This is a genomic window from Streptomyces celluloflavus, assembly GCA_000720995.1.
GTDB lineage: Bacteria > Actinomycetota > Actinomycetes > Streptomycetales > Streptomycetaceae > Streptomyces > Streptomyces celluloflavus.
Genome location: JOEL01000009.1, coordinates 109,364 through 134,127, shown reverse-complemented (window position 1 = coordinate 134,127; position 24,764 = coordinate 109,364). Strand labels below are relative to the sequence as shown.

The 24,764-nt window shown below is 72.2% G+C and carries 27 protein-coding genes; 21 read left to right on the top strand and 6 right to left on the bottom strand.

From position 1 onward, the window contains the following. The first annotated feature begins 57 nt into the window (after positions 1-57). A complete protein-coding gene (locus IH09_RS10685) occupies positions 58-1,101 on the top strand; it encodes a serine hydrolase domain-containing protein (protein WP_052855900.1) in 1,044 nt (347 codons plus the stop codon). A gap of 419 nt (positions 1,102-1,520) precedes the next feature. Next, positions 1,521-1,736, top strand: coding sequence for a peptide deformylase (locus tag IH09_RS36920; RefSeq protein WP_240150866.1), 216 nt, complete (start codon positions 1,521-1,523; stop codon positions 1,734-1,736). Here IH09_RS36920 and IH09_RS38935 read toward each other — a convergent pair. Next, entirely contained in the window at positions 1,724-1,957 is a 234-nt protein-coding gene (locus IH09_RS38935; RefSeq protein WP_190233254.1) for a hypothetical protein, read from the bottom strand. The two genes, IH09_RS36920 and IH09_RS38935, sit on opposite strands and share 13 nt — an antisense overlap. Before the next feature lie 88 nt (positions 1,958-2,045). On the opposite strand from IH09_RS38935, the gene IH09_RS10675 reads away from it, so the two are divergent. Continuing rightward, positions 2,046-2,258 carry a DUF397 domain-containing protein gene (locus IH09_RS10675; protein WP_052855899.1) on the top strand — a complete coding sequence of 71 codons (213 nt, stop codon included), beginning with the start codon at positions 2,046-2,048 and terminating at the stop codon, positions 2,256-2,258. Positions 2,259-2,609: 351 nt separating this feature from the next. Further along, positions 2,610-3,572, top strand: coding sequence for a S1 family peptidase (locus IH09_RS10670; protein ID WP_052855898.1), 963 nt, complete (start codon positions 2,610-2,612; stop codon positions 3,570-3,572). Between the two features lie 105 nt (positions 3,573-3,677). Here the strand turns inward: IH09_RS10670 and IH09_RS10665 are convergent, their stop codons facing one another. Continuing rightward, complete coding sequence (locus IH09_RS10665; RefSeq protein WP_052855897.1) at positions 3,678-4,709, bottom strand: chitinase; 1,032 nt, start codon at positions 4,707-4,709, stop codon at positions 3,678-3,680. A 343-nt stretch (positions 4,710-5,052) separates the two neighbouring features. Between IH09_RS10665 and IH09_RS10660 the strand changes: the two genes are divergently transcribed. The 12 genes from IH09_RS10660 (at position 5,053) to IH09_RS10610 (ending at position 15,437) form a co-directional block, all read left to right on the top strand. Further along, positions 5,053-6,159, top strand: coding sequence for a hypothetical protein (locus IH09_RS10660; protein WP_318279423.1), 1,107 nt, complete (start codon positions 5,053-5,055; stop codon positions 6,157-6,159). 69 nt (positions 6,160-6,228) lie between these two features. Next, positions 6,229-6,945, top strand: coding sequence for a Flp pilus assembly protein CpaB (gene cpaB / locus IH09_RS10655; protein WP_172450509.1), 717 nt, complete (start codon positions 6,229-6,231; stop codon positions 6,943-6,945). Between the two features lie 13 nt (positions 6,946-6,958). Then, positions 6,959-8,350, top strand: a complete 1,392-nt coding sequence (locus IH09_RS10650; protein WP_052855896.1) for an AAA family ATPase — start codon at positions 6,959-6,961, stop codon at positions 8,348-8,350. A gap of 3 nt (positions 8,351-8,353) precedes the next feature. Further along, a complete protein-coding gene (locus IH09_RS39755) occupies positions 8,354-8,746 on the top strand; it encodes a TadE/TadG family type IV pilus assembly protein (protein ID WP_052855895.1) in 393 nt (130 codons plus the stop codon). Positions 8,747-8,778: 32 nt separating this feature from the next. Next, positions 8,779-9,300 carry a TadE/TadG family type IV pilus assembly protein gene (locus IH09_RS10640; protein ID WP_052855894.1) on the top strand — a complete coding sequence of 174 codons (522 nt, stop codon included), beginning with the start codon at positions 8,779-8,781 and terminating at the stop codon, positions 9,298-9,300. Then, the gene (locus tag IH09_RS10635; protein ID WP_052855893.1) at positions 9,297-10,634 is read left to right on the top strand and encodes a CpaF family protein; all 1,338 of its coding nucleotides are present in this window, start codon (positions 9,297-9,299) and stop codon (positions 10,632-10,634) included. The genes IH09_RS10640 and IH09_RS10635 overlap by 4 nt, the downstream gene beginning before the upstream one ends. A 28-nt stretch (positions 10,635-10,662) precedes the next feature. Continuing rightward, positions 10,663-11,610 carry a type II secretion system F family protein gene (locus tag IH09_RS10630; RefSeq protein ID WP_052855892.1) on the top strand — a complete coding sequence of 316 codons (948 nt, stop codon included), beginning with the start codon at positions 10,663-10,665 and terminating at the stop codon, positions 11,608-11,610. A 12-nt stretch (positions 11,611-11,622) separates the two neighbouring features. Next, on the top strand, positions 11,623-12,516 hold the full coding sequence (locus IH09_RS10625) for a DUF5936 domain-containing protein (RefSeq protein ID WP_052855891.1): 894 nt from the start codon (positions 11,623-11,625) through the stop codon (positions 12,514-12,516). Between the two features lie 516 nt (positions 12,517-13,032). Further along, entirely contained in the window at positions 13,033-13,197 is a 165-nt protein-coding gene (locus IH09_RS38930; RefSeq protein WP_018089307.1) for a membrane protein, read from the top strand. Between the two features lie 14 nt (positions 13,198-13,211). Beyond that, a complete protein-coding gene (locus tag IH09_RS10620) occupies positions 13,212-13,949 on the top strand; it encodes a pilus assembly protein TadG-related protein (RefSeq protein ID WP_052855890.1) in 738 nt (245 codons plus the stop codon). 199 nt (positions 13,950-14,148) lie between these two features. Then, a complete protein-coding gene (locus IH09_RS10615; protein ID WP_052855889.1) occupies positions 14,149-14,736 on the top strand; it encodes a hypothetical protein in 588 nt (195 codons plus the stop codon). Between the two features lie 149 nt (positions 14,737-14,885). After that, a complete protein-coding gene (locus IH09_RS10610; RefSeq protein ID WP_094793117.1) occupies positions 14,886-15,437 on the top strand; it encodes an OmpA family protein in 552 nt (183 codons plus the stop codon). A gap of 28 nt (positions 15,438-15,465) precedes the next feature. Here the strand turns inward: IH09_RS10610 and IH09_RS10605 are convergent, their stop codons facing one another. Beyond that, a complete protein-coding gene (locus IH09_RS10605; protein WP_110952198.1) occupies positions 15,466-16,230 on the bottom strand; it encodes an esterase/lipase family protein in 765 nt (254 codons plus the stop codon). Between the two features lie 210 nt (positions 16,231-16,440). On the opposite strand from IH09_RS10605, the gene IH09_RS10600 reads away from it, so the two are divergent. Further along, entirely contained in the window at positions 16,441-17,025 is a 585-nt protein-coding gene (locus IH09_RS10600) for a TetR/AcrR family transcriptional regulator (RefSeq protein WP_052855887.1), read from the top strand. Between the two features lie 275 nt (positions 17,026-17,300). Further along, positions 17,301-18,785 carry a Cmx/CmrA family chloramphenicol efflux MFS transporter gene (locus tag IH09_RS10595; RefSeq protein ID WP_110952197.1) on the top strand — a complete coding sequence of 495 codons (1,485 nt, stop codon included), beginning with the start codon at positions 17,301-17,303 and terminating at the stop codon, positions 18,783-18,785. A 31-nt stretch (positions 18,786-18,816) separates the two neighbouring features. Here the strand turns inward: IH09_RS10595 and IH09_RS10590 are convergent, their stop codons facing one another. Next, positions 18,817-20,151: an MFS transporter gene (locus IH09_RS10590; RefSeq protein ID WP_052855886.1), complete on the bottom strand. Its 1,335-nt coding sequence runs from the start codon at positions 20,149-20,151 to the stop codon at positions 18,817-18,819. Between the two features lie 171 nt (positions 20,152-20,322). Between IH09_RS10590 and IH09_RS10585 the strand changes: the two genes are divergently transcribed. After that, positions 20,323-20,739, top strand: coding sequence for an ArsR/SmtB family transcription factor (locus IH09_RS10585; RefSeq protein ID WP_190233253.1), 417 nt, complete (start codon positions 20,323-20,325; stop codon positions 20,737-20,739). A gap of 150 nt (positions 20,740-20,889) precedes the next feature. Here IH09_RS10585 and IH09_RS10580 read toward each other — a convergent pair whose 3' ends face one another. Next, positions 20,890-21,249 (bottom strand): DUF192 domain-containing protein, encoded by a 360-nt coding sequence (locus tag IH09_RS10580; protein ID WP_052855885.1) that lies wholly within the window; start codon positions 21,247-21,249, stop codon positions 20,890-20,892. Positions 21,250-21,347: 98 nt separating this feature from the next. Between IH09_RS10580 and IH09_RS10575 the strand changes: the two genes are divergently transcribed. Further along, positions 21,348-22,079, top strand: a complete 732-nt coding sequence (locus tag IH09_RS10575; RefSeq protein WP_052855884.1) for a prepilin peptidase — start codon at positions 21,348-21,350, stop codon at positions 22,077-22,079. A gap of 409 nt (positions 22,080-22,488) precedes the next feature. On the opposite strand, the gene mgrA is transcribed toward IH09_RS10575, so the two are convergent. After that, complete coding sequence (mgrA, locus tag IH09_RS10570; RefSeq protein ID WP_052855883.1) at positions 22,489-23,526, bottom strand: L-glyceraldehyde 3-phosphate reductase; 1,038 nt, start codon at positions 23,524-23,526, stop codon at positions 22,489-22,491. A gap of 122 nt (positions 23,527-23,648) precedes the next feature. Between mgrA and IH09_RS10565 the strand changes: the two genes are divergently transcribed. Then, on the top strand, positions 23,649-24,446 hold the full coding sequence (locus tag IH09_RS10565; RefSeq protein ID WP_052855882.1) for an isoprenyl transferase: 798 nt from the start codon (positions 23,649-23,651) through the stop codon (positions 24,444-24,446). The last annotated feature ends 318 nt before the right edge of the window (positions 24,447-24,764 follow it).

The window sequence follows — 24,764 nt, the reverse complement described above, 5'->3', positions numbered from 1 at the left end:
CCTCTCCGTGAACGTCACTACGCTGGCCGGCGGGACGCCCCGGCGAAGAAGGAGACCATGACGTACGACATCGACCGCATCAAAGCCCTGCTCGACGAGGGCGTCCGCGACAAGGTGTACCCCGGCGCCGTGTGGGCCGTCGGCGACGCCAATGGCATCCGCGCCCAAGGCACCACTGGTGTCCTCGATCCCGACGAGCCGGACGTGCCGATGCGCGCCGACACCGTCTTCGATGCCGCCAGCCTCACCAAGATCCTCGCCGTTTGGTCAACCATCGGCGCTCTGTGGGAAGACGGTGTCCTCGACCTGGACCAGCCACTGGGCAGCTTCTGGCCGGAGGTCTCCGGCCACCCCATCGGCACCGCTACCGCCCGGCAGCTGTTGACGCACACAGCTGGCCTTCCCCTGAGGGCCCAGCTGAAGAACCTTTACGGCACCAACAAGGAGGACATCCGTCGAGGCGTCCTGCACGAGCAACTCCACCGGCCACCAGCCGAGGCCGTCGAGTACACCGACCGGGCCGCCCTTATTCTTGGCTACCTTGCCGAACACCTCTCTGGCCGAACCCTCGACGATCTGGCCACCGTGCGCGTCTGGCGGCCCCTGGGCATGCACACCACTCGATTCGGCCCACTACCGGACAGCATCGCGGCCCGCTGTGCCCCGACCGAACTTGATCGAGATACCGACACTCACCTCAAGGGAACCGCCCACGACTTCTCCGCACGCCTGCTGGGCGGCATCTGCGGTATCGCCGGAACCTTCACCGTGCTCGACGATCTCGCCGCCCTCCTGCGGTACATGCTGGACACGAGTACCGCACCGGAGCCCCCCGGCTTCGGCCGCTGCTGGACCGCAACGTCACTGACCGTGCAAACCGGCAACTTGACACCTGTGCGCGGCCTGTTCTGGCACACCGCGCCCGGAACCGTCCAGTCCGACGATGTATGGGTCCACTACGGATTCACTGGAACCGGCATGTGGATCTCACCCCGTCAAAGCCGGTGGGCCGTACTGCTGACCAACAAGCTCTACTTCACCCGCGACCGACAGCCCCTGACTGAAGTGCGCAACGCCTTCCGGGCGCTCGCTTACAGCTGAGCGGCCATCAAGGACGCCCGATGCTCGACGCCCAGGAAGGGAATATCACGACATCAACTGTCTGGTGCTTCTGGAACGTGGGGGCTGCGAGTGAGACTGAGGCAAGAAGCTCGCGTCCTCAAGGAGAAGGCCGTCTCTTCGACGGTCGCGGCGGCCGAGGCATTCAACTCGCCGCACGACCGTTGGCGAGAGACGAAGGTACTTCTGCACCTTCAGCACTCCTTCGAGATGTTGCTGAAAGCCGCACCCGTGCAGAAGGGTATTAGCGTCTTCGACCCGGACCTGGGCCGCTGCCGTCGTCCGGCCCGCCGACGCCGCCGCTCCCCCGGTCATTCTGCTCAACCCCCCGCATCACCGAGCGCTCGGATGAAGCGGACGAACAGTTCGAGGGCTGACTGTCCCTCTTCGACGTCCGTGGCATGGTCCCCCGGCCGCTGCGGATCACCGTGGAGACCACCACGCTGGACGGTCAAACCCTGACCACCACCTACCAGCGCGGCCTCGCCCGCCTGGTCCACCACGAGATCGACCACCTCGACGGCATGCTCTACACCGCGCGGATGCGGCCCGGAACCGACCCCATCCCCGTCGAGCAGTACCGCCAGACCGGCCGCGCCTGGACCTACGAGCAGTAGCAGGCGTCGCCAAAGTCTGGCACCTGGCTGACCTCGGAGAGGTTCGCAGTTTGGGTTGTATTCAACCTCGCGCAAAGGTCGTTCGACGCCTCGTGATCTGCGCCGGGCACTGCCACAGCGACCAGTACGGTGCCGTCCGCGTCGGCGGCACCCTCACCGTCAAAGGCCGCGACAATCGCGAAGCCTGACGTCAGTTCTCGCCATAACCAGACATCGTTCATCGCGGACCGTAGCTACCGTTCGGTCTGCCTCACGAAGCACGAACGGGGCTACACACGGTCTGTTGTCCTGGCTGTCAGGCTGTCCCCGATGGTCTCTTCCCATCGCCTCCCACCTGTGCAGAAGCGCATCAACCAAGACGGCGGCAACTGCGTCGAGTGGTCCCCCGCCTCAGTGGCGACTGCCGGCGCCGTCCCCGTCCGTGACTCGAAGCACCCGGACGGCCCCGCGCTCCGCTTCGGGCCCGGTGTCTGGGCCGCGTTCGTCTCGGCTGTCCGGCGTGACGGGTTCACCGGCGTCTGACCCCGCTTCCGCTTATCGGCGATGCCCCGTCATCCGTCAGGACGGCGGGGCATCGCCGTGGAGAAACCGGAGGACGCGCGGCACGCGCCTACGACATCGCCGTGCCCGTTGCCGTACGGCGGGCGGACCGGCGGGTGGACCGCGTGCCGGGGCCAGACCGTCACTCGTACAGCCGTACGGAATCGGCCGCAAGCCGCCGAACGGGTCATCGGCGATGGTCATGAATCCGTCAAGTTACTGCCGATTCGGGTAACTTCATTGCCTCGCGGCGCTCCGGCACCAACAATGCGCACGACAAAACCGAAGGAACATCAAGGATCTTCGGTGACGGAAGCGTGAGAGGACCCCCACATGAATCGACCTCTCGTCGGCACCCTGGCCACGGCCGTGCTGGGCGCCGCAGCCCTGGTGGGCACCGCCGGAAGCGCCGGCGCCGCCCCCCTTCCCGGGAAGTCGGCGCACCCGGACCGCGTCATAACGGCGGCCCCGTCGGCACAGAGAGGCGCGGCGGCGCACGGTACGGGCGCCGAGGTACAGCTCCAGTCGAAGGCGAAGAGCAAAGCCAAGGCGGTGAACTTCGCCGGTACGGTCGCGCTGAGCAACTGCTCGGGCTCGATCGTCCGGATGCCCACCTCGCAGGCGAACGACCCGGCCCTGGTGATGACCAACGGTCACTGCCTGGAGACCGGGATGCCCGGACCGGGTGAGGTCATCGTCGACCAGCCGTCCAGTCGCAGCTTCACCGTGCTCGGCGCGTCGGCCAATCAGCTGGGCACGATCAAGGCCACCAAGGTCGCGTACTCGACGATGACCGACACCGACGTCACGCTCTACCAGACCAGCTCCACCTACGCCCAGATCCAGCAGAAGTTCAACATCAAGCCGCTGGAGCTGGCCACCAGTCACCCTGTGCAGGGGAACGCGATCACGGTCGTCTCCGGTTACTGGAAGAAGACCTACTCCTGCAACATCGACGGGTTCGTGCACAACCTCAAGGAGGGTGACTGGACCTGGAAGGACTCGGTCCGCTACACCCCGGAGTGCCAGACCATCGGCGGCACCTCCGGCTCGCCGGTGATCGACAACGCCACCGGCAAGGTCGCGGCCATCAACAACACGGGCAACGAGGACGGCGAGCAGTGCACCGTCAACAACCCGTGCGAGGTGGACGAGAGCGGCAACGTCACCGTGCACCAGGGCACCAACTACGCCGAGGAGACCTACGGCATCCCGCAGTGCTTCGTCGCCGGCAACAAGCTGGACCTGAGCCAGGCCGGCTGTGAACTGCCCAAGTCGGGGGCGCTCCGCCGCTGAGCCCGGACCGGCGGCCGCCGCGCAGATCCGGCCGCCGGGCGGACACCAGGTCCCGTGCACGGGCTCGTGCACGGGACCTGGCCGGTTGCGGGGCGGCGCCGGGTGCTACGGGAGGCTGTGGACGTGCGCGCCCACCTGGTTCGCGAACGCGTCGCCGCCCGCGGCGTCCCAGTTCGTCGACCAGGTCATCGCGCCGCGCAGGCCCGGATAGGTCGTGGACGGGGTGAACGAGCCGCAACTCGTACCCCGGGTCAGGCAGTCCAGCGCCGCGTTGACGACGGACGGATCGACATAGCCGCCGCCGGCCGCCCGGGGCGAGGCCGGTACGCCGAGGCCGACCTGGGACGGGTCGAGGCCGCCCGTCAGCTGGATACAGGCGAGCGAGGTCAGGAAGTCGACCGTGCCCTGGGCGTAGACGTTGCCGTCGCAGCCGTTCATCGAACCGCTGTTGTAGTACTGCATGTTGACGGCGGTCAGGAAGTCCTTGATGCCGAGCGCCGTCTTGAAGTACTCGGTCTGCGGTGACTGCATGTCGATGGTCTGCGGCGCCATGGTCACCACCACCCCGCTGTGCGCGGCGTGCACCGCCCGCAGCGCCTGGGTCATATAGGTGGCGCTGAGGCCGTTCTCCAGGTCGATGTCGACGCCGTCGAAGCCGTACTCGTCCATCAGGCCGTTGACGGAGTCGGCGAAGTTCTGGGCCGAGGCGCCGTCGTTGACGGACACCGCGCCCTTCTCGCCGCCGACCGAGAGGACGACGGACTTGCCGGCCGCCTGCTTCGCCTTGATGTCGGCCTTGAAATCGTCGACGGAGGCGTAGCCGACGGCCGGGTCCAGGTTGAAGGTGACGGCGCCGGGCCGGTCGGTCGCGTCGGCGAACGCGACCGCGATGATGTCGTACGCGTCGTTGACGTCCCTGAGCTTCTGCACCGTGGCGCCGTTGTCGAAGTTCTGCCAGTAGCCGGTGACGGCGTGCCCGGGGACGGCGGACGTGTGTGCGGTGGGGGTGTGCGCGGCCGGGGGCGCCGCGGCCGCGGGGGCGGTGCCCGCCGCGAGGATGCCGGCCGACGCCAGCACCGCGGCGGCCAGTGCGGCCGCCAGCCTGCTCGTCACTCTTCCTGATCGTGCGCGAACCACTACTGCCTCCGTGGGGGGGAGTTGGACGGGTGGTGCGGATGCGCGCTCAGGGGCCCCTGGGCTTCCCGTCCAAAGTGGTCCAGACCATTGCTCCTGTCAAGGCTCCCGCCGGAACCCGCCGTTCGCGTGTTCGTCACCCGGCGGTGGTGGTGGATTCCCCCGGAGGACTGTGCGATTTCCCCGCGGGGTAGGGGTGTGGGGAGCGGTCCCGAACTGTTCCCGGAACGTGTTCTCCGGAACGCGTCTCGTAGCTAAAGTGCTGGGCGTATGGCGCCGTTGGCGCAGAGCTGTGCCGATCCGCGGTCCCGGAGCGTCCGGTGGCCAAAGGGAGTGGGGGAGCGACGTGCCGACCGCGATTGCCGTCACCAGCCCGGACCTCGCGCTGCCCGCCACCGACCGGCAGACCCCGGCCGCCGTCGTCCTCCCGGCGCCGCATCTCCAGCCGCTGGGCGAGGCGTTGACCCAGACCGCGGCCGTACTGGAGCAGCACGGCCGGCTCGTCGTCCTCTACTCCGCCGCCTGCCCGCCGGAGCACGTACGCCGGCTGCACACCCTGCGGGCCGTGCTGGAGAGCGACCGGATCGCCATCCTGCCGTTGCCCCTGCCGCCGCTGGGGGTGGCCGTACTCGCCCGCCAACTGCGGCAGTTGTCGCTCTGCGACTTCAGCCCGGGGGTGCTGGCCTGCGCGGTGCGGCTGCTGGCGCATTACGTCCACGCGGGCGCCCTGCTGGACAGCGTCACCGGCCTGGAGCGGGTCGAGGTGGATCTGCGCGCCCATCTGAAGTCCTGGCTGCCCGGCGCGCATCTCGCGGTGCTCGCCCACCCCGAGCCGCGACTGCACCATGTGCCCCGGCACGCCTCCGGGGCCGGACTGCCGGGCCCCGCGTTCGCCACCCGGCTCGCCGTCGCCCGCGGCCGGCTCACCGACGGCTGGGTGGACGAGGTGCTCGCCCGGGCCTGGCAGGTGCAGGGGGTGTACGAGGTGCCGCTGCCCGCCGAGTCCGCCCGGTGGTGGGGCACCGGGAAGCTGATCGAGTTCGCGGCGGCCATACCGGATCTGCCGGTCCTCCACCAACTGGTCGCCTCCGTACGGCGCGCGGAGTGCCGCTGGTGCGGGCAGGACGTCATCGGCGACCGCTGCGCGTTCTGCGCGGCACCGCTGACGACGGCCGGGACGGGCACCGGCGGCGCGGCACGGCGACCGGTAGGGAGACCGGCGGTGCCGGGCGGGGCGGCGGGTTCCGCCGGGGCGGCCGGTACGTCCGGGGCGGCCGCCGGGGTGTTACCGGCCGTCGCGCCGCCGTCGTCGCTGCGGCAGCGCGGTCTGTCACCGGTGGCGCCGCCGGGCGTCCGGGGCGCGTACGGCGGACCGGGCGGGTACGGCGGGTACGCCGGCCCCGATGCCCCCGGCTCCCCGGGCGGTCCGCGGGCGGTGGCCCGCGTGCGCTGACCCCGACCGCCCCCGCTCCGCACCCACGCCGTTCCGCCCCCGTCCCACCCCGATCGAGGTCCCTCGCCCATGAACTCACGCCAGCGCCGCGGACTGGTCCTGCTGCTCCTGTCGGTCCTGTGCGCGCTCGGCGCGTTCGCCGGCGTGCTGTCGGTGATCAGGAACGTCGAGTCCAAGGTCGGCCCGGAGAAGACGGCATACCGGCTGAAGGCGGACGTGCCCGCGTACAAGGCGCTGGAGCCGGGGCAGTTCGAGAAGGTGACGATGCCGGAGCGGTGGCTGCCGGCCACCGCCGTGACCGACCTCGGCACGGTCAGCGGCAAGATAGCGGTCACCCCGCTGCACAAGGGATCGCTGCTCCAGGACGACATGATCGTCGAGCGGCCCGCGCTGAAGGCCGGGCAGCAGGAGATCGCCATCATGATCGACGCCGCCACCGGTGTGGCCGGCAAGATCACCCCCGGCGCCCGGGTCAACATCTACGCCACCTTCGAGGGCAAGCGTCCCGAGGACAAGCCGGTCTCCAAGGTCATCGTCGCCGCGGCCGAGGTCATCGACGTCGGCCGGCTGACCCCGCTGGCGGCCAGGGACCCCGGCGACACCACCACCACGCGCCGGGCCGGCGAGGCCGTCCCGATCACCTTCGCCCTCGATACCCAGGACGCCCAACGGGTCGCGTACGCCGAGTCCTTCGCCACCCACGTACGGCTCGCCCTCCTCGGACCCGGCGGCGAGACCCCCGTCCCGCCCGGCCAGCGCACCTACACCCTCGACGGCGACAAATGACCCGGAGGCCCAGGTGACCATCCGCATCCTCCCGGCGGTCGGCGACCCCGACGCCGCGCGAGCCGTGTCCTCGCTGCTCAGCCAGTTGCCGGACGCCGAACCCGCACCCCCGGTCGCCGACTCCGCCGCCCTGCTCGACGCCCTGGCCGCGGCCACCGCCCCGGGCGGCGCCGCGCCGTCCACCGGCGTCGAGGGGCTGCCGGAGGTCGTCCTCGTCCACGAGCGGATCGGCCCGCTCCCGGCGCTGGAGCTGATCCGCGAGGTGGCGCTGCGCTTCCCCGCCGTCGGCGTCGTCCTGATCACCACCGACGCGGGCCCGGCCCTCTTCGCCGCCGCGATGGACGCGGGCGCCCGCGGCGTCGTCGGACTGCCGCTCGGCTACGACGAACTGGCCGCCCGGGTCCGGGCCGCCGCCCAGTGGTCGGCCGGGGTCCGGGTCCACCTCGGGGGCAGCCCGGACGCGCTCCCCGGGCCGAGCGGCACGCTGGTGACCGTCACCGGCGCCAAGGGCGGTGTCGGCACCACCGTCGCCGCCGTCCAACTGGCGCTGGCCGCGCGGTCCGCGGGCCGCGGCGTGGCGCTGGTGGACCTGGACCTCCAGTCCGGCGATGTCGCCTCCTATCTGGACGTGCAGTTCCGCCGCTCGATCGTCGACCTGGCGGGGATCTCGGACATCTCCGCACGGGTCCTCCAGGACGCCGTGCACGACCACCACACCGGCCTCGGCCTGCTGCTCGCGCCGGAGGAGGGCGAGCGCGGCGAGGAGGTGGACGACCGGGCGGCCCGCCAGATCGTCACCGCGCTGCGCGCCCGCTACGACGTGGTGATCGTCGACTGCGGCTCGCAGATGCAGTCCGCGAACGCCGCCGCCGTCGAACTCGCCGATGTGGCCCTGCTGGTGACCACCCCCGACGTGGTGTCCGTACGGGCCGCCAAACGGCAGGTGCGGCTCTGGGACCGGCTCCAGATCCGCAAGGCGGCGGACACCACCACGGTCGTCAACCGCCTCACCCGCCACACCGAGATCCAGCCCTCACTGGTCGCCAGGGCCACCGGCACCCAGGTCGCCCGGACCCCCGTACCGGCCGCCTACAAGGAACTCCAGCCGTGCGTCGACGCGGGCCGGATGCAGGACCTCGACGACCGGTCGACGGTCCGCCAGGCGCTGTGGGCGCTGGCCGGGGAACTGGGCCTGGCCGGCCCGTCCGCCGTGGCGCACCAGGGGCGGGGCGGCCGGCGCCCGCGGGCGGCACTGACCGGGCGCAAGCGCAGGGCCCTCACGGCGGGGCCGGTCCCCGGGCCGGTGCCCGCGCCCGGCGCCGGTCCGCACTCCGGCGGGCGGGGCGGACCGGCGGCCCGGAGTGCGGGGCCGTTCGATCCGGCCGGTCCGTACGAGGAGGGCTGAGCGGTGCGGCGCCCGCTGGGCGGCAGCGACCGGGGCCAGGTCTCCGTCGAGTTCCTCGGCCTGCTCCCGCTGATCCTGCTGGTCCTCGCCCTGCTCTGGCAGTTCGTCCTGGTCGGCTACACCTACTCGCTGGCCGCCGACGCGGCCGACCGGGGCGCGCGGGCCGCCACCGCCACGGAGGGCGGCACCGGCGCCTGCCACGCGTCCGCCGTCCGGGACCTGCCCGCCGCCTGGCGAGGCGGCGCCACGACCGACTGCCACCCCGAGGCCGGGCTGTGGAAGGCGGTCGTCGGGCTTGAGGTCCCGGTGCTCTTCCCCGGCGTGGGGAGCTTCCCCTGGCACGTCACCGGCACGGCGGGCGCGGCGCGGGAGGACGGCGGGGGAGGCGCGGGATGAGGCCGGAGACGGAGCGAGAGGGGAGGGCCGTCATGGCGACGGCACGGGCGGCGCGTGGCCGACGGCCGGTGACCCGGGCGCGCGGTGGCCTTCCGGCGCGGCTGCCCGCCCGGCTGCGCGGCCGTGGCCGGGACCGGGGCCAGGTCGCCATCGAGTTCCTCGGCTTCCTGCCGATCCTGCTCGTCATCGCGCTGGCCGTGATCCAACTGGGCCTGGGCGCGTACGCCGTCCAGCAGGCCGGTACGGCGGCGCGCGCCGCGGCCCGTACCGCCTCGATGGACGCGACCGACGTCGGCGGCGATCCGTCGGCCGCCGGTGAAGCCGCCGGCCGGGCCGCGGTGAGCGGCTGGCTCGGCGACGGCGCCACGGTCTCGGTGGGCGGCGGGGGCGACGCGGTGCACGCCACGGCGACCGTACGGATCCCCTCCGTCCTCCCCGGCATCGACTTCGGGACCGCCAGCCGCAGCGCCACCATGGCCCGCCCGGCCGCCCCGCACGCCCTCGGCGGCCAGGAACACACCGTGCCCGGCGACGAAGGAGCGGCCCCGCGATGAGCCTCAAAGCCCGGATCGTCGTACCCGAAGTGCCCCCGGCGGCGCGCCAGGACAGCCATCTGGTCGCCGTCTACCGCGCCAAGCTGCTCGAAGAGATCGACCTCGCCGAGATGTCCGCGCTGGCCGCCGCCGAACGCCGCTCGCGGCTGGAGCGCGTACTGGGCCACATCATCAGCCGCGAGGGCCCGGTGCTCTCCACCGCCGAGCGCGCCCAGCTGATCCGCCGGGTGGTGGACGAGGCGCTCGGCCTGGGCGTCCTGGAACCCCTCCTCGAAGACGCCTCCATCACCGAGATCATGGTCAACGGCCCGGACCAGGTGTATGTCGAGCGGTCCGGCCGGGTCGAGCTGGTCCCCGTCCGGTTCGCCTCGCACGAGCAGCTGATGCAGACCATCGAGCGCATCGTCTCCACCGTCAACCGGCGGGTGGACGAGTCGAATCCGATGGTCGACGCCCGGCTTCCGTCCGGCGAACGCGTCAACGTCATCATCCCGCCGCTCGCCCTGAACGGCGCCACCCTCACCATCCGCCGCTTCCCGCGCGCCTACACCCTCGCCGAACTCATCGGTATGGGCACCCTCGACGACCAGATGCTGGTGCTGCTGGCCGGACTGGTGCGCGCCAAGTTCAACGTCGTCGTCTCCGGCGCCACCGGCGCGGGCAAGACCACGCTGCTCAACGCCCTGTCGGGACTGATCCCCGATGGCGAGCGGATCATCACCGTCGAGGACGCCGCCGAACTCCAGCTCCAGCAGACCCATGTCATCCGGCTGGAATCGCGGCCGCCCAACGTGGAGGGCAAGGGCCGGATCACCATCCGCGACCTGGTACGCAACTCGCTGCGCATGCGCCCCGACCGCATCATCGTCGGCGAGGTGCGCGGCGGCGAGACCCTCGACATGCTCCAGGCGATGTCGACCGGCCACGACGGATCGCTGGCCACCGTCCACGCCAACAGCGCCGAGGACGCCCTGATGCGGCTCCAGACCCTGGCCTCCATGTCGGACGTCAAGATCCCCTTCGAGGCGCTGCGGGACCAGATCAACAGCGCCGTGGACTGCCTCGTCCAGCTCGGCCGGCACGCCGACGGCTCCCGCCGGATCACCGAGATCGCCCTCCTCGACTCGCGCGGCCACGAGGACTACCGGCTCGCGACGGTCTGCCGCTTCGACGCCGAGCCGATGGGCGCCGACCGGATCGTGCACGGCCGCTTCCGCTACTTCCCGCTGCCGCGCCGGGTCGCCGAACGCCTCTTCATGGCCGGCGAGCCCGCCCCGCCCGCCTTCGGCGTCGCGGCCACCGACGACGACCTCGCCACCCGGGAGGCCCGATGACCACCCGCCCCAGGAGGACGCACACCCCATGACCGGCCCGAACGATCCCGCTCTCTGGGCCCTCGGCGCCACCCTGCTGTGCGGGGCGCTGGCGGTCGTCGGCATACGGATGTACGCGGCCGGCCGCGCCCAGCGGCAGGCCGTCGTCGACCGGCTCGCCGACGAGCGCGGGCTGCCGCCGGCCGGCCGGCGCCGCCGCTTCCCGGCCGCCGACCGCGCGCTGCGCCGCACCCGCCCCGGCCGCCGCCTCGAACTCCGGCTCGCCGCCACCGGCCTGGACCTCACCCCGGGCGAATTCACCGTCTACACCTGCGGGACGGCGCTCGCCCTCTGGCTGGTCGCACAGGCCACCCTCGCCGCGTTCTTCGGCCCGATCGCCGCGCTGGCCGCCGTCTGGGCCGCCTTCGCGTTCCTCAACTGGCAGCGCCAGAAGCGCATCGAGCGGTTCATCAACCAGCTCCCCGAACTCTCCCGGATCCTCGCCAACGCCACCCAGGCCGGGCTGGCACTGCGCACCGCCCTGGGCATGGCGGCCGAGGAACTGGAGGCCCCGGCCGGCGAGGAGCTGACCAAGGTCTCCGACAAACTCGCCGTCGGCCACTCCGTCGACGACGCCCTCGGCGAACTCGCCGAACGGCTGCCCTCCCGCGAACTCGTCGTCCTGGTCACCACGCTGGTCCTCGCCAACCGCGCCGGCGGCACCGTCGTCGGCTCGCTGCGCAATCTCACCAAGACCCTGGAGGAGCGCAAGGAGACCCGCCGCGAGGTACGCACCCAGCTCTCCCAGGTCGTGGTCACCGCGTATGTCGTCCCGCTGCTCGGCATCGGCACGCTGCTGCTGATGAACCGCATCGCACCGGGCGCCATCGACCGGATGACCTCGTCCTTCCTCGGCCAGCTCGCGGTCGTCGTGGCCTTCACCCTCTACGCGCTGGGCTTCTTCGTCATCCGCCGCTTCGCCAAGATCGACGTCTAGGGCGGTACGGACATGCTCATCGGCACCCTGCTGGCGCTCGCCGCCGCCCTCTCGGTCGTCGGCGTCTGCTGCGGTATCGCGCTCTACCGCCGCGAGGCCAGGCTCCCCCCGGACCTCGCACTGTCCCTGGAGATCGGCGCGACGCGGACGACGGCCGTCGGTTCGGCGGTGGACCGCGCCGGTATGCGCTACGCACCGTTCGTACTGCGGCTGATGGGCCCCAAGCGGGTCGCCCGGATCCGCCGGCGCATCGACCTCGCGGGCAACCCGGGCGGCCTGACCGTCGACCGCTACGCCGCCCGCCGCGCCGTCTACGGCGCCCTCGGCTTCGGCGGCGCGCTGGTGATGTTCCTGCGCGGCCAGCCGCTGCTCGGCGTCCTCATGGTCCTGTTCGGGCTGTTCTGGAACGAGGTCGGCATCTGGGCCGCGATCCGCCAGCGCAAGGACACCATCGAACGGACCCTGCCGGACTTCCTGGACGTGCTCGCCGTCGTCGTCAGCGCGGGGCTGGGGTTCCGCCAGGCGCTGGACCGGGTCGCGGAGAAGTACGAGGGCCCCTGGGCCGACGAACTCCGCATCACCCTGCGCCAGATGGACATGGGCGTCAGCCGCCGGGAGGCGTTCGAGGAGCTGCGCAAACGCAATGACTCCGAACAGGTCGCCCAGTTCGTCACCGCCCTTCAGCAGGGCGAGGAGCTGGGGGCGCCGATCGTCGAGACGCTCATCCAGATCGCCAACGACATGCGCCGCACCGACGCCCAGAACGCCCGCCGCCGCGCCGCCCGCGCGGTCCCCAAGGCCACCATGGTCATCACCACCTTCATGGTGCCGGGCACCATGATCCTGCTGATCGCCGGTTTCTTCCTGGGGTCGGGGACGAACTTCGGGTCACTCATGGGGCGGTGAGGGCCCCGGCGACGCCACCCGGCAGCCGTCGCCCGTGTGGGGGTGAGGGTGGCCGGCATGCGGCGACGGCCGGGCGAGGTCCCAGTGGCGGGAGCGGGCGGCCGGGCCCGGCGGATGCCTCGCCGCCGGGCCCGCCGGATCCGGCCGGAAGAGTGCGGTGCACCGGGCGTTGTGCCTCAACTCCTTTGCCCGAGCAACGAGTTGTGCCACAGTGGGGACCCGGCGGCTCCCCCCGTACCGCACCGCTCCGGGGCGGGCCGGCCGGTCCGCGACGGCGCCGGGCGCCGGAGGGTCCCGGAGGAGGATCGGGGGTGGTCGGGGTGCGGCGCAGTGGCCGAAAAGCGACGGTGTGCCGCCGGGTCGTGTTCCCACCGGAGGATTGGGTACGGATTCCCTGTCCCGGTAGCGCCGTTCCGGCGTACGTTTCTCGTGTCATGGGCGCGGACGAGCGCGCCGGCACCACGGGGACAGTCCAGCCGGACCGGACCGGGACGGCCGCCCACGGAGGGAAAGACGATGGCGAAGCGGATTTTGGGGAACGACCGGGGACAGACCTCGATCGAGTACCTCGGCATCATCGCGGTGGTCGTGGCGATCGTCCTGGTCCTGTCGACCACGGACTTCGGCAGTCAGATCGCGAACGCCATCGCGAACAAGATCTCCGACGTCGTCGGCATCTAGCCGACCGCACGGTCATGGCGGCCACCACGGGCCGGACGGCCGGCGGCGCGCGCCGCCGAGGAGGGCGCGACGCCGGACAGGCGTTTCCGCTCTACCTCGTGGCCGTCGCCGCCCTGCTCTTCCTCGCGCTCGCGTTCTTCGCCGTCGGACAGGCGGCGGCCTCCCGCAACGGCGCGCAGACGGCGGCCGACGCCGCGGCGCTCGCCGCGGGTCAGCAGTACCGCGATCAGCTGACCAGGGGCCTGCTGGACCCGATCCGCAGCGGTGCGGGCGGCGGCGGTGACGGCCGCGCGCGGTGGGCGGAGCAGTTGCGCGGCCGCGGTGTGCCCTCCGGTCCGGCGTGCGAGAACGCGGACTGGTTCGCGGCGCAGAACGACGCCGTCGTCTCCGCGTGCCGGCCCGGCTCGGAACCGGCGACCTCGTTCGCCGTCACCGTGAAATCCCGTAAACCGGTGGGCCGTTCGATCATCCCGTCGACCGGGAGTACCTACGCGTCGGCCGAGGCCAAGGCCGTCGTCGTGCCCCGCTGCACCCTCGCCGAGGACGGTACGGGCGGCACGGGCGGCACGGGCGAGGGCGACAAGGGCGGCACAGGAGACAAGGGCGGCGACGGCGGCGCGGCCGACGGCACCGGGCAGCCGGGTCCGCCCCTCGGGATCGTCTGCGACGGCAAGACCTGGGTCCTCGATCCCGGGAACCTTCGTGTTCTCCCGCAAGCCTCCGACCTTTTCGCCGTACGTCTCGCACAATGAGCAACCGGACCTCCGAACCGTCGGACCCTTGGTGGACCTCCGAACTGCCCGGATTTCCGCACCGAGTTGACTTCCACACCATGCGAATCACCCGCACCACGTTCACTACCTGCACCACGTTCACCACCCGGACCGCGGAACCGTCCGACCGCCGGTCCACCCCGAGCACGATCACTCGACGATCAAAGGAATCGCAGCCATGAGCATTCGGCGCACCACGAAGGCCGCCAGGGGAGCGGTCGCCACGGCGAGCGCGGTCGGCCTGGCCCTCGTCGTGGCCGGCTGCGGTGGCGGCGACGGCGGAGCGCCGGCGGCGGACGGCAAGAAACCGGTGGCCCACAGCAGCGCCGCGCCGAAGAAGAGCGATCCGGGCGCCCCGGCGGACGACGCCGACAAGGTGATCGGCGAGATGAAAGGGGCGGACGGGATCGTCGTCACCCTCCACTCCGTCATCCGCGACGCGGGCGGGTTCGTCACGGTCAACGGTACGGTCGCCAACCACGGCACCCGCGCCTTCAACGCCGTCGACTGGCGCTCCCACGAGTCGGAGCTGCGGTCCCGGTCCTCCATCTCCGGGGCCACCCTCGTAGACAAGGCGGGCAAGAAGCGGTACCTGGTGCTGCGGGACACCAACGGCGAATGCCTGTGCACCACCGGACTCAGCGGGCTTCAGCCGGGTGCGAGCCGGCCGATCTTCGCCCAGTTCCCGGCGCCGCCGGCCAAGGTGACCGAGGTCGACTTCCAGCTGCCGACCATGCCGCCGGCCAGCGTGCAGATCACGGACTGAGCGGGCCGATGACCATGACGGAGACGACCCACACGACCAGCCCGAACCACCTCATCCACGCGATCCACCCGGCAGGAGTGGCCCGTACGACCTGCCCGGCACACCTGGCCCGCACGGTGGTCACCACCACCGTCGCGCTGCTGCTGGCCATGGCGCTGACGGTCCCCGCGGCCCATGCCGACCCGCCCGGTATCACCGAGGACTCCAGCCCGCCGGTCACCATCGACCCGCACAACCCCGGGCTCCGGATGGTCCAGGGCGCCACCCTCGCCCCGTCCAAGGTGCTCAACATCAAGTCCATCGTGGAGACCGACGACGGTGCCGAGCGCCGCCAGGACACCAACGACAACGTCACCTTCGCGCTCCAGGCAGAGGTCCTGTTCACCAAGGACAGCGCCGGGCTGAGCCCGGACGCGCTGTCGCGGATCGACACCATCGCCGCGGAGATCAAGAAACAGCACGCCACCGGTCTGCGGGTCTTCGGCTTCACCGACAACCTCGGTTCGACCGCGCACGGCCTCACCCTCTCCAAGGACCGCGCCAACGCCGTCCAGCGCGAGCTGGCCAAGCACCTCGACTCCTCGGTCACGTTCCAGATCCGCGGCTACGGCGAGCAGTACCCGATCGCCGACAACAGCACCGAGGAGGGGCGCAGGAAGAACCGCCGCGTCGAGGTCAGCTTCCCGCGCACCGGATCGTGATCCGGACCGTGCCCCGGACGGGACCGGTTCAGCGGCCGAGGAACGCCCGCACGCCCGCCGAGACCCCGCCGTCGGTCAGCAGCTCGTTGTGCTTGAGGCAGCCCGCCGGGGTGTTGACCGCACCGGTGAGCGGCACGCTGTCATGGGGGTTGATGAATTCGTCGCAACTGGACCAGAACGTCGCGTACTTGACGTCCCCCGGTGTCTCGTCGCCCGCCGCCAGGCCCTTCTGGACGTAGGAGCCGGGGGTCATATCGCGGCACGCCTGGTCCCAGGCGGCGCACAGCCAGGCGAGGCCGGTGCCGTGGTTGGGGCCGCCCAGCGACACCCAGTGGCCGACGGCCGCGGTGCCGCCGCCGTTCTTGAGGTACCAGCGCGTCGGCAGGCTTCCGTAGGAGTGGGCCACGATGTCGACGCGCCGCGCACCGGTCCGCTGCCGCACTTCGTCCACATATGCCGCGAACCGGCCGGAGAGCACCTCGTTCACCGAGGCGTGGGTGTCGTAGGACCAGGTGAACAGCTCGGCGTCGGTGTATCCGGCGGCCTTGAAGTCCCCGGTCATGCGGCCCCAGACACCGGGGTCGGCGTTGTAGCCGTGCACAAAGATCACCGGGTTACGGGCGGCCCTCGGGGCGGGAGTGACGGAGGAGACCGCGGTGCCCGGAGCGGCGGCCGCGGCCGGCGGGGCGACGGTGGTGAGGGCCGCGGCGACCACCGCCGCGAGGGCGAGCGCGGTACGGGCTGCCCGGCGAACGGCCGGTGACGCAGGTGCGCGACGCGTGGTACGTGCCATGGGTGCCCCTTGGTCGCGGTGTCCGTGCGGAGGCTGATGCGGACGTGGACGTGGACGTGCACGTGGATCCGGGGTGTCCGTGTGGACGTGAATACGGGCGCGGATACGGGTGCGGGTTCGGGTGGGGGGACCGTAGCGGTTCGGTGTGACCGCGGATAAGGGGGCGGCGGGTATTGGACTGGTCGATCCAATACAGGTAGCGTTCCGGTCATGGCCCGACCCAGGAAGTTCGATGAGGAGCGGGCGGTCGACGCCGCGATGGAGGCGTTCTGGGCCGCCGGTTACGAAGCGACGTCCACCCAGGACCTGTGCGAGGCCACGGGCCTGGGCCGCAGCAGCATCTACAACACCTTCAAGAGCAAGCACGATCTCTTCGAGCGGGCGCTCGCGCGCTATATGGAGTGCAAGTCCGCCGAGCTGACGGAGCTGCTGGAGAGTGAGCTGCCCGCGCGGGACAAGATCCGCGCGCTGCTGCAGCGGGTGATCGACGAGGAGTCCGCAGCTCGCGGCGCGGACGGCCGGGGCTGTCTGGTCGTCAACACCTATGTCGAGGTGTCGGCCCGGGACGATGCCGTCGCGGCGGCGCTCGCCCGGGACTACGACAAGCGGCTGGCGGCGATCCGCGACGTCCTCGAATCAGGCCGGCGGGCCGGTGAGATCGCGGCCGGCAAGGACGCCCGCACCCTCGCCCATCTCGCCATCGCATCCGTCAGCGGCCTGCGCGTCGCCGCGCGGGCGGGCGTCGGCCGGGCGGAGCTGGAGGCCATCGCGGACGCCGCGCTCGCCGCCTTCTGAGCCGCGGGGCCGCAGGGTTCCGGTCCTGTCCCTGATCGCTCGATTGTCCTGGGCCGTTTGAGTCGGTCCGACCTCTGGCCTGGGTGTTCCTTGGGTGTTCTCTGGGCTCATTTTGTACTGATCCATCCAAAACTTCCCTCTGAAGCGTCTGCCTGAAACGTCTGCCGAGTTCCTCTGCCGAGTTTCCCTGCTCAGCTTCTCTGCTCATTTTCTCTGTCCACCACGCGGCTGCATCTCACGGTGCATCCCGTCCGCTTCCAACGGAGCGTCTTCTCATGCCACTTGCGGTCTACCTCCTCGGCCTGGGCATCTTCGCCCAGGGCACGTCCGAGTTCATGCTCTCCGGGCTGCTGCCCCAGATCGCCGCCGACCTCGGCGTCTCCATCCCGGACGCGGGTCTGCTGATCTCCGCCTTCGCCCTCGGCATGGTCATCGGCGCGCCCGCGCTGGCCGTGGCCACACTGCGGGTGCCGCGCCGGACCGCGCTGGTCGCCTTCCAACTGGTCTTCGTCGCCGGACATGTGGCCGGGGCGCTCGCGCCGGGGTACGGGTTGCTGTTCGCGAGCCGCGTCGTCAGCGCCCTCGCGTACGCCGGATTCTGGGCGGTGGCCGCCGCGACGGCGGTGAGCCTGGTGCCGCCGGGCGCCAAGGGCAAGGTGTTGTCCGTGGTCGGTACGGGGCTCACCCTCGCCACGGTCGTGGGGGTGCCGGCCGGTACGGTCCTCAGCCAGCACGCGGGCTGGCGCACGGCGTTCTGGGGCGTGGCCGGACTCACCGTGCTCAGCGCGCTCTCCTTGCTGGCGGTACTGCCCGCGGGGCGCGCGACCGGTACGGAACTGCCGTCGGTGCGACGGGAGGTGGCCGGTCTCGCCCGGCCCGCGCTCTGGGTCTCCTACCTCGTCACGCTGCTGACCTTCGGCGCGGCGGTGGTCACCTTCAGCTACCTCGCGCCGCTGCTGACCGAGGTGAGCGGGCTGCCCGAGGGGTGGGTGCCGGTGGTGCTCTCGCTCTACGGGGTGGGCGGGCTGGTCGGTGTGACGCTCGGCGGACGGTTCGCCGACGCCGCGCCGCTGCGCACGCTGGCCCTCGGCGGCGGTGCGCTCACCCTCGCCTCCGCGCTGCTCGCGCTGACGGCCGGGAACCTCGGTATCACCGTCGCGCTGGTCTTCGTCCTCGGGCTGACCGGTTATGCGGTCAATCCGGTTGTGCAGTCACGGGTGTTCCTCCTCGCGCCCGATGCGCCGACGCTGGTGCCAGCGGTGAACACCTCGGCCTTCAACGTCGGCATCATGCTCACGCCGATGCTGGGCGGCCTCACCATCGACGCGGGCTTCGGCTTCGCCTCGGTCGCCTGGGTCGGCGCCGCGACCGGCGCCCTCGCCCTGGCCGTGACGGCGTGGGCGGCGGTACTCCAGCGGCGCGGGGTGCGGGGCCCGGCGGGGGACGCGGGGGCGGCCGGTTCGTCGGGGGAGGCGGGTGTGGCCGACTCGTCGGCGCCGCACGTCCGGTCCACCGCCTCTCGGTCGGCTGTCTCCCGGGCTGCTGCCTCCCGGGCCTCCGTTCCCCGTGACTCCGGCTCCTCGTCCGTCGCCCCTCGAACCGTCACCTCCCGGGCGGTTGTACCGCCCGCGCGACCCGCGGCAACTGCCGCTCCGTGCGCCTCGTCCGCGGCGTCCACCTCGTCCACCTCATCCGTCACCTCGCCCGCCCCCTCCGCCCACGCCACCCCCTCCGACCCCGCCTGCCATCCAGCGTGCTGATGCCAGGTCAGCAACAGCCCCGGCAGCTGCCTCAGCGCGCATCGCCGCCCCGTGTCGCCACCAGGATCGCGCCCGCCGCCGCGAGGACGGCCACGGTGAGGCCGAAGGCGGTGGTGCCTGCCGAGAGGCCGATCGCGTCGCTGAGGTAGCCGTCCGCGACCGGCAGGGCGCCGGCGAGCAGATAGCCGCCGGCGTTCAGGGCGGCGTTGGCCTCCGCGTGGCGGGCGGCCGGGATCTCACGGCTCAGCAGTGTCAGGCCGCCCAGCAGGCCGGCGCCCTGGCCCGCGCCGGCCAGGACGACCGCGGCGGCCAGCGGGGCGAGAGCGGCGGTATGGACGGCGGTGATCAGGGCCAGCGTGCTCGCGACGGTGGCGGCGCCGGAGAGGAGCAAGGTCGTACGGACCGCTGTCCGCTGCCAGGCGAACTGCACCCCGGCCGCGGCGAGGAACATCGTCAGGGCCATCGCGCCGGTCACCGCGCGGTTCGTGGTGCCGAGCAGTCCCGTCAGCAGCGACGGCCCGAGCGAGAGGACGAAACCGGTGGCGCTGATGCCGGGGGCGAACGCGGCCAGACCGAGGGCGAGATGGCGCCGGTTCGCCCGGGGGACGGACGGCAGCCGCACCCACGCCCCGGCGGACGCGCCCGCGACACCGCCGGTATCCGCGTCCGTCGCCGTTTCACCCCCGGAGCCCCCGGAGCCCCCGGAGCCCGTGCCCGCCGCCCGGCGGCGGGTGCGTGGCAGCGGCATCCTGGCGGTGGCCCCCAGCGCCGTGGCCAGCAGCACGGCTTCCACCGCGAAGACCGTGACGGTCGGCGCGGGGGCGGTCTCCGACAGGACCCCGGCCAGCAGCGGCCCGATCCCGGCGCCAAGGACCACCGCGGTGGAGGCCGGCAGCGGGCCGATCCGCCGCCCGGCCGCGAGGTCGGTGACGGCGGCCATGCCCGCCGAGACGGCGGCGCCGGTGGCCAGGCCGGTCAGGAAGCGGGCGGCGGCCAGGGCGGCCACCGAGGGCGCCGTCGCGTACCCGAGGCAGGCGACGATTCCCAGCAACAGCGCCGGGATCAGCACGGGTTTGCGGCCGATGCGGTCCGACGCCACGCCCGCCACCGCCGGCGCGCCGAGCAGTCCGGCGATATACGCGGCGTAGATCAGGGTCAACGTGCCGGAGCTGAAGCCGAGTTGGCGCTGCCATATCGCGTACAGCGGCATCGCCGCGTTCGACAGGATGAAGATCGCCGCGATGGGCCAGGCGGCGAACCAGACCTCCCGGACGGGCGGCGCCGGCGGCGCTCCGGCCGCCCCCGCGGGCGGGGCGGGCTGCGGTGCGGTCCGGCTGCTGGCCGGCGCGGTCCGGGTTCCAGACATGGGTGTCCCCTCCGAATCCAGCTGTACGAGATACCTCGTACAGTCAGTACGAGAAGATTCGTACAAGCACTCGCAGTACGATGCAAGTCGTACTGGGTGTCGCCGATCCGGTCCGCGCCGTCGGAGCGGACCGGGCGGGCGCCGTCGGGAGTGTCGGGAGGAGTGGTCGTCATGGCGTCCAGGGCAGGCGTACGGGCGGTACGGGAATCCGCCGCGGAAGGCGGTGCGGAGCGGCCCGGATACGGGACGCCCGTGTGGCCCGTACCGGCGGGGGCGCCCGCGCCGCTGGCCGAGCCGGACCGCGCCGACCTGCGGCTGGAGACCGTCATGGGCGCACTGAGCGACCCGCTGCGGATGCGCATCGTGCGCACCCTGCTGCTGGAGTCCGAGGCGTTCGACCACACCTGTGGCTGGTTCGGGTTCGACCGGCCCAAGTCCTCGCTCACGCACCACTTCCGCACGCTGCGGGACGCCGGGCTGATCCGCCAGCGGCAGTACGGCCTGGAGCGGCGCAGCCATGTCCGGGCCGACGATCTGGAGGCGCGGTTCCCGGGGCTGCTCGCGCTGGTCGCCGACTGGGACGGGTAGCGGGGGAGCGGCGGCCGACCGGGACCGAGGGCGCGCCACCGGGCGGGCGACCGGCGCCCGGGGCGGAGGCGGGTCCGCGGCAGAGAGCCGCACCGCCCACCGATACCGCGCCCGCCGAAGGGCAACGCCCCGCGACCGGACGGCGTACGGTCAGGCGGCGTCGGCCGGGACCACCGTGACCCGCAGACCGGGGCGCAGACCCCAGCGCGCCATGGCTCCCGCCTCCGCCTCCAGGACGTGCCGGGCCCGCGGCCGGGGGAGCCCCAGCCGTCCCGGACGCATGGTGCGCACGGCCAGCACGGTGAAGTCCCGGCTCAGATACGCGACATCGAGGGCGAACCGCATCCGGAAGGTGTGCACACCGCTCGCCGGGGTCAGCAGCAGCGCCCCCTCGATACCGTCGCGGCCCAGCAGACCGCGGGTACGGGCACGGTAGGACCCCGCGATCTCCACCGGGATGCCGGCGTCCGCGCCGTACAGGGTTCCGGGACCGTTCCGCCAGCGCGCCATGCCCGTCGTTCTATCAGCTCGCGCGCCTCAGGGCCTGCCGTCACATCCCGTCTGTCCTGCGACGCCGGGAAGGTGACGACAGACCCTAAGGTCGACGGGTGTCTGTGACGCTGCTGGTGCTCGCCGCCGCCTACGGGGCCGCGTCCGGGCTGCTCATACCGCGCCCCGTCCACCGGATGGCCGTCGGGCCGGACGAGGAATGGCGCGGGACCTGTCCCGGCGGACACCCGATCACCGGGGTGGCGCGGGGCTGGCTCGGGCGGGGACGCTGCCCGGACTGCGGGGCGTACGGGCCCGGTGCGCTGCCGACGGCCGCGGTCACCGCACTGGTCTGCGCGGCCCTGGCCGCGGCCACCGGCGCCCGGCCCGAACTCGCCGCCTGGCTGCTGATGGCGCCGGTAGCGGTACTGCTGGCCGCCGTCGACCGCCGGGTGCACCGCCTCCCGGACGTGCTGACGCTGCCGCTCGCGCTGACGGCGGCGGGGGTGCTGGGCCTCGTCGGCCTGCTGACGGGCGCGGGCGGATCGTGGCTGGGGGCGCTGCTGGGCGGAGTGGCCCTCGGCGCCTGCTACCTCCTGCTGTTCGTCGCCAACCCGGCGGGGCTCGGCCTGGGGGACGTCAAGCTGGCGATCGGGCTCGGGGTCGCCCTTGGGTGGTACGGCTGGCGCACCGTCGTCACCGGCGGCGCGGCGGGGGTGCTGGCCGGCGCGGCCTACGGCGCCGGGCTGATGCTGGCCGGGCGCGGCCGGGGGACCACCATGCCGCTCGGGCCTTTCATGATCTTCGGGGCCTTCTGCGGGCTGCTCCTGGGCGCCGCGGCCAGGCACTGACCGGCGTCCGGGCGGCGCCGCGCCCGGTATCCGCGCCCCGTCCCGGCCGGGGGCGCACCGATGGCGTACGGCGCCCGCCCCGTCCCCGCAGGGCTCCGGCACCGGCCCCGGTGCTCCCCGGAGCCGTCCCGTATGCGCCCGGCGGCGCTCCCCGCGACCGGCCGGGCCACGCCGTGGTTTCCGTCGGTGCACGGAGCACGCCGCTCGCGGGGTTATGGTGGAAACCCCCCCTCGGGCCGGTCCGTATCCCCCCACGGACCGGCCCGCTTTTTGTTGTCCGGGGTCCGGCCCGTACGCGGCGGGACCCACGCCCGCCGCCCACGGGCCGGGCCCCGCCGGGGCGGACCGGCGGGCGGCCCCGCTCCGCCGCCGGCGTCCCGCGCCCGCCCGGCGCACGCCGGGCATTCGCTCAGCCCCGGCCCGACCAGATGTCCACGCCGTCCGTGGACGTCGCGAACTCGTCGATCTCGGCCAGCTCGGCATCCGTGATCTTGGGGGCGCTGACCGCCGCGACATTCGCGTCCAGCTGGGCGACGCTGCTGGCGCCGATCAGCGCGGAGGTCATCCGCTCGTCGCGCAGCACCCAGGCCAGCGCCAGCTGGGCCAGCGACTGGCCGCGGCGGGCGGCGATGTCGTTGAGGCCGCGGAGCCGCCGTACGACGTCGTCCGAGAGCAGGTCCGGGTCCAGGGACTTGCCCTGCGTGGCGCGCGAGCCCTCGGGAATGCCGTGCAGGTACTTGTCGGTGAGCAGGCCCTGCGCCAGCGGCACGAAGGAGATGCAGCCCATGCCCTCCGCTTCGAGGGTGTCCAGCAGCCCGTCGTCCTCGGTCCAGCGGTTGATCATCGAGTACGAGGGCTGGTGGATCAGCGCCGGGACGCCCATCTCGCGCAGGATGCGGGCGGCCTCGGCCGTCTGCTCGGCGTTGTAGGAGGAGACGCCGACGTACAGCGCCTTGCCCTGCTGGACGGCGGACGCCAGGGCGCCCATCGTCTCCTCCAGCGGGGTCTTCGGGTCGAAGCGGTGCGAGTAGAAGATATCGACGTAATCGACGCCCATCCGCTTCAGCGAGGCGTCCAGCGAGGACAGCAGATATTTCCGCGAACCCCATTCGCCGTAGGGGCCGGGGTGCATCAGATATCCGGCCTTCGTCGAGAGGAGGAGCTCGTCGCGGTAAGGGCGGAAGTCCTGCGCGAAGAGCTTCCCGAAGTTCAGCTCGGCGGAGCCGGCCGGCGGGCCGTAGTTGTTGGCCAGGTCGAAGTGGGTGATGCCGAGATCGAAGGCGTGGCGGAGGATGTCCCGCTGGGAACTCAGCGTGCGGTCGTCGCCGAAGTTGTGCCACAGTCCGAGGGAGATAGCGGGGAGTTTGAGGCCGCTGCGGCCCGCGCGCCGGTACTCCATCGAGTCATAGCGCGAATCCGCGGCGCGGTAGGGCGAGGTATCAGTCATGGTCACCTCCCTATCACGTACCTCTGACATACCTGATTGGGCTGTCGAGTCGCCCGAGACGTAAAGTTGCCCACTTGAGGCGACGGGGCGACCGCCATTGGCACGGAGGGGCTGGACCACACATGCTGCGATCTTCCGGGGTGCGCATCCCGTATCCGCCTGCACTGCGCAATCTGGTCTACCGGCTGTACGCGCGCCGGGTCGAGGGCCGGCTGGACCACAGCCAGGTGCCCAAGCACATCGGCGTCATCCTCGACGGCAACCGCCGCTGGGCGCGGGCCGACGGACGGACCCCCGAGCAGGGCCACCAGGCGGGCGCGGTCAAGATCGGCGAGCTGCTCGGCTGGTGCGAGGAGACCGACGTCGAGGTGGTCACCCTCTGGATGCTCTCGACGGACAACCTCGACCGGCCCGAGGTGGAGCTGACCCCGCTGCTGGGCATCATCGAGAACACCGTGCGCAATCTGGCGGCCGACGGCCGCTGGCGGGTGCACCACGTCGGCAACGCCGATCTGCTGCCCTCGCGCACCCAGCAGGTGCTCAAGGAGGCCGAGCAGGAGACCCTCGACAACACCGGCATCCTGGTGAACGTCGCGGTCGGCTACGGCGGCCGGCAGGAGATCGCGGACGCGGTCCGTTCGCTGCTGCTGGAGCACGCCGAGCGCGGCACCTCCTTCGAGGAGCTCGCCGAGATCGTCGACATCGAGCACATCTCCGAGCACCTCTACACGCGCGGCCAGCCGGACCCGGACCTGGTGATCCGTACGAGCGGCGAGCAGCGGCTGTCGGGCTTCATGCTCTGGCAGAGCGCCCATTCGGAGTACTACTTCTGCGAGGTCTTCTGGCCGGCGTTCCGGAAGGTCGACTTCCTGCGCGCACTGCGCGACTACGCCGCCCGGCACCGCCGTTACGGCTTCTGACGGACGGACCGCACTTTCCGGACAGCCGTTTTTGGCCGTTCTCCGGAGCGCGCGCACGGCGTGCGGGCGCCATCCGGGCGCCCCGCCGGCCGCCCGAACCGTACCGACGGGCCTTCTTCCGGGGCGCGTTGCCCCACGTGAAGATCACCGGTAACCAAAGGTTCACCGGCCGTGCGTCATATGCCATGGCATGGGTACGGCCTTTCGCGGGAATATCCCTTGCAGGTCGGCGTCCGGAAACAAGACATCGGGCGCCGTATCTCAGCGGACGGCACGGGGTCGTCCGCCCGGGAGGCCCTTTGCATATCTCGGACGATC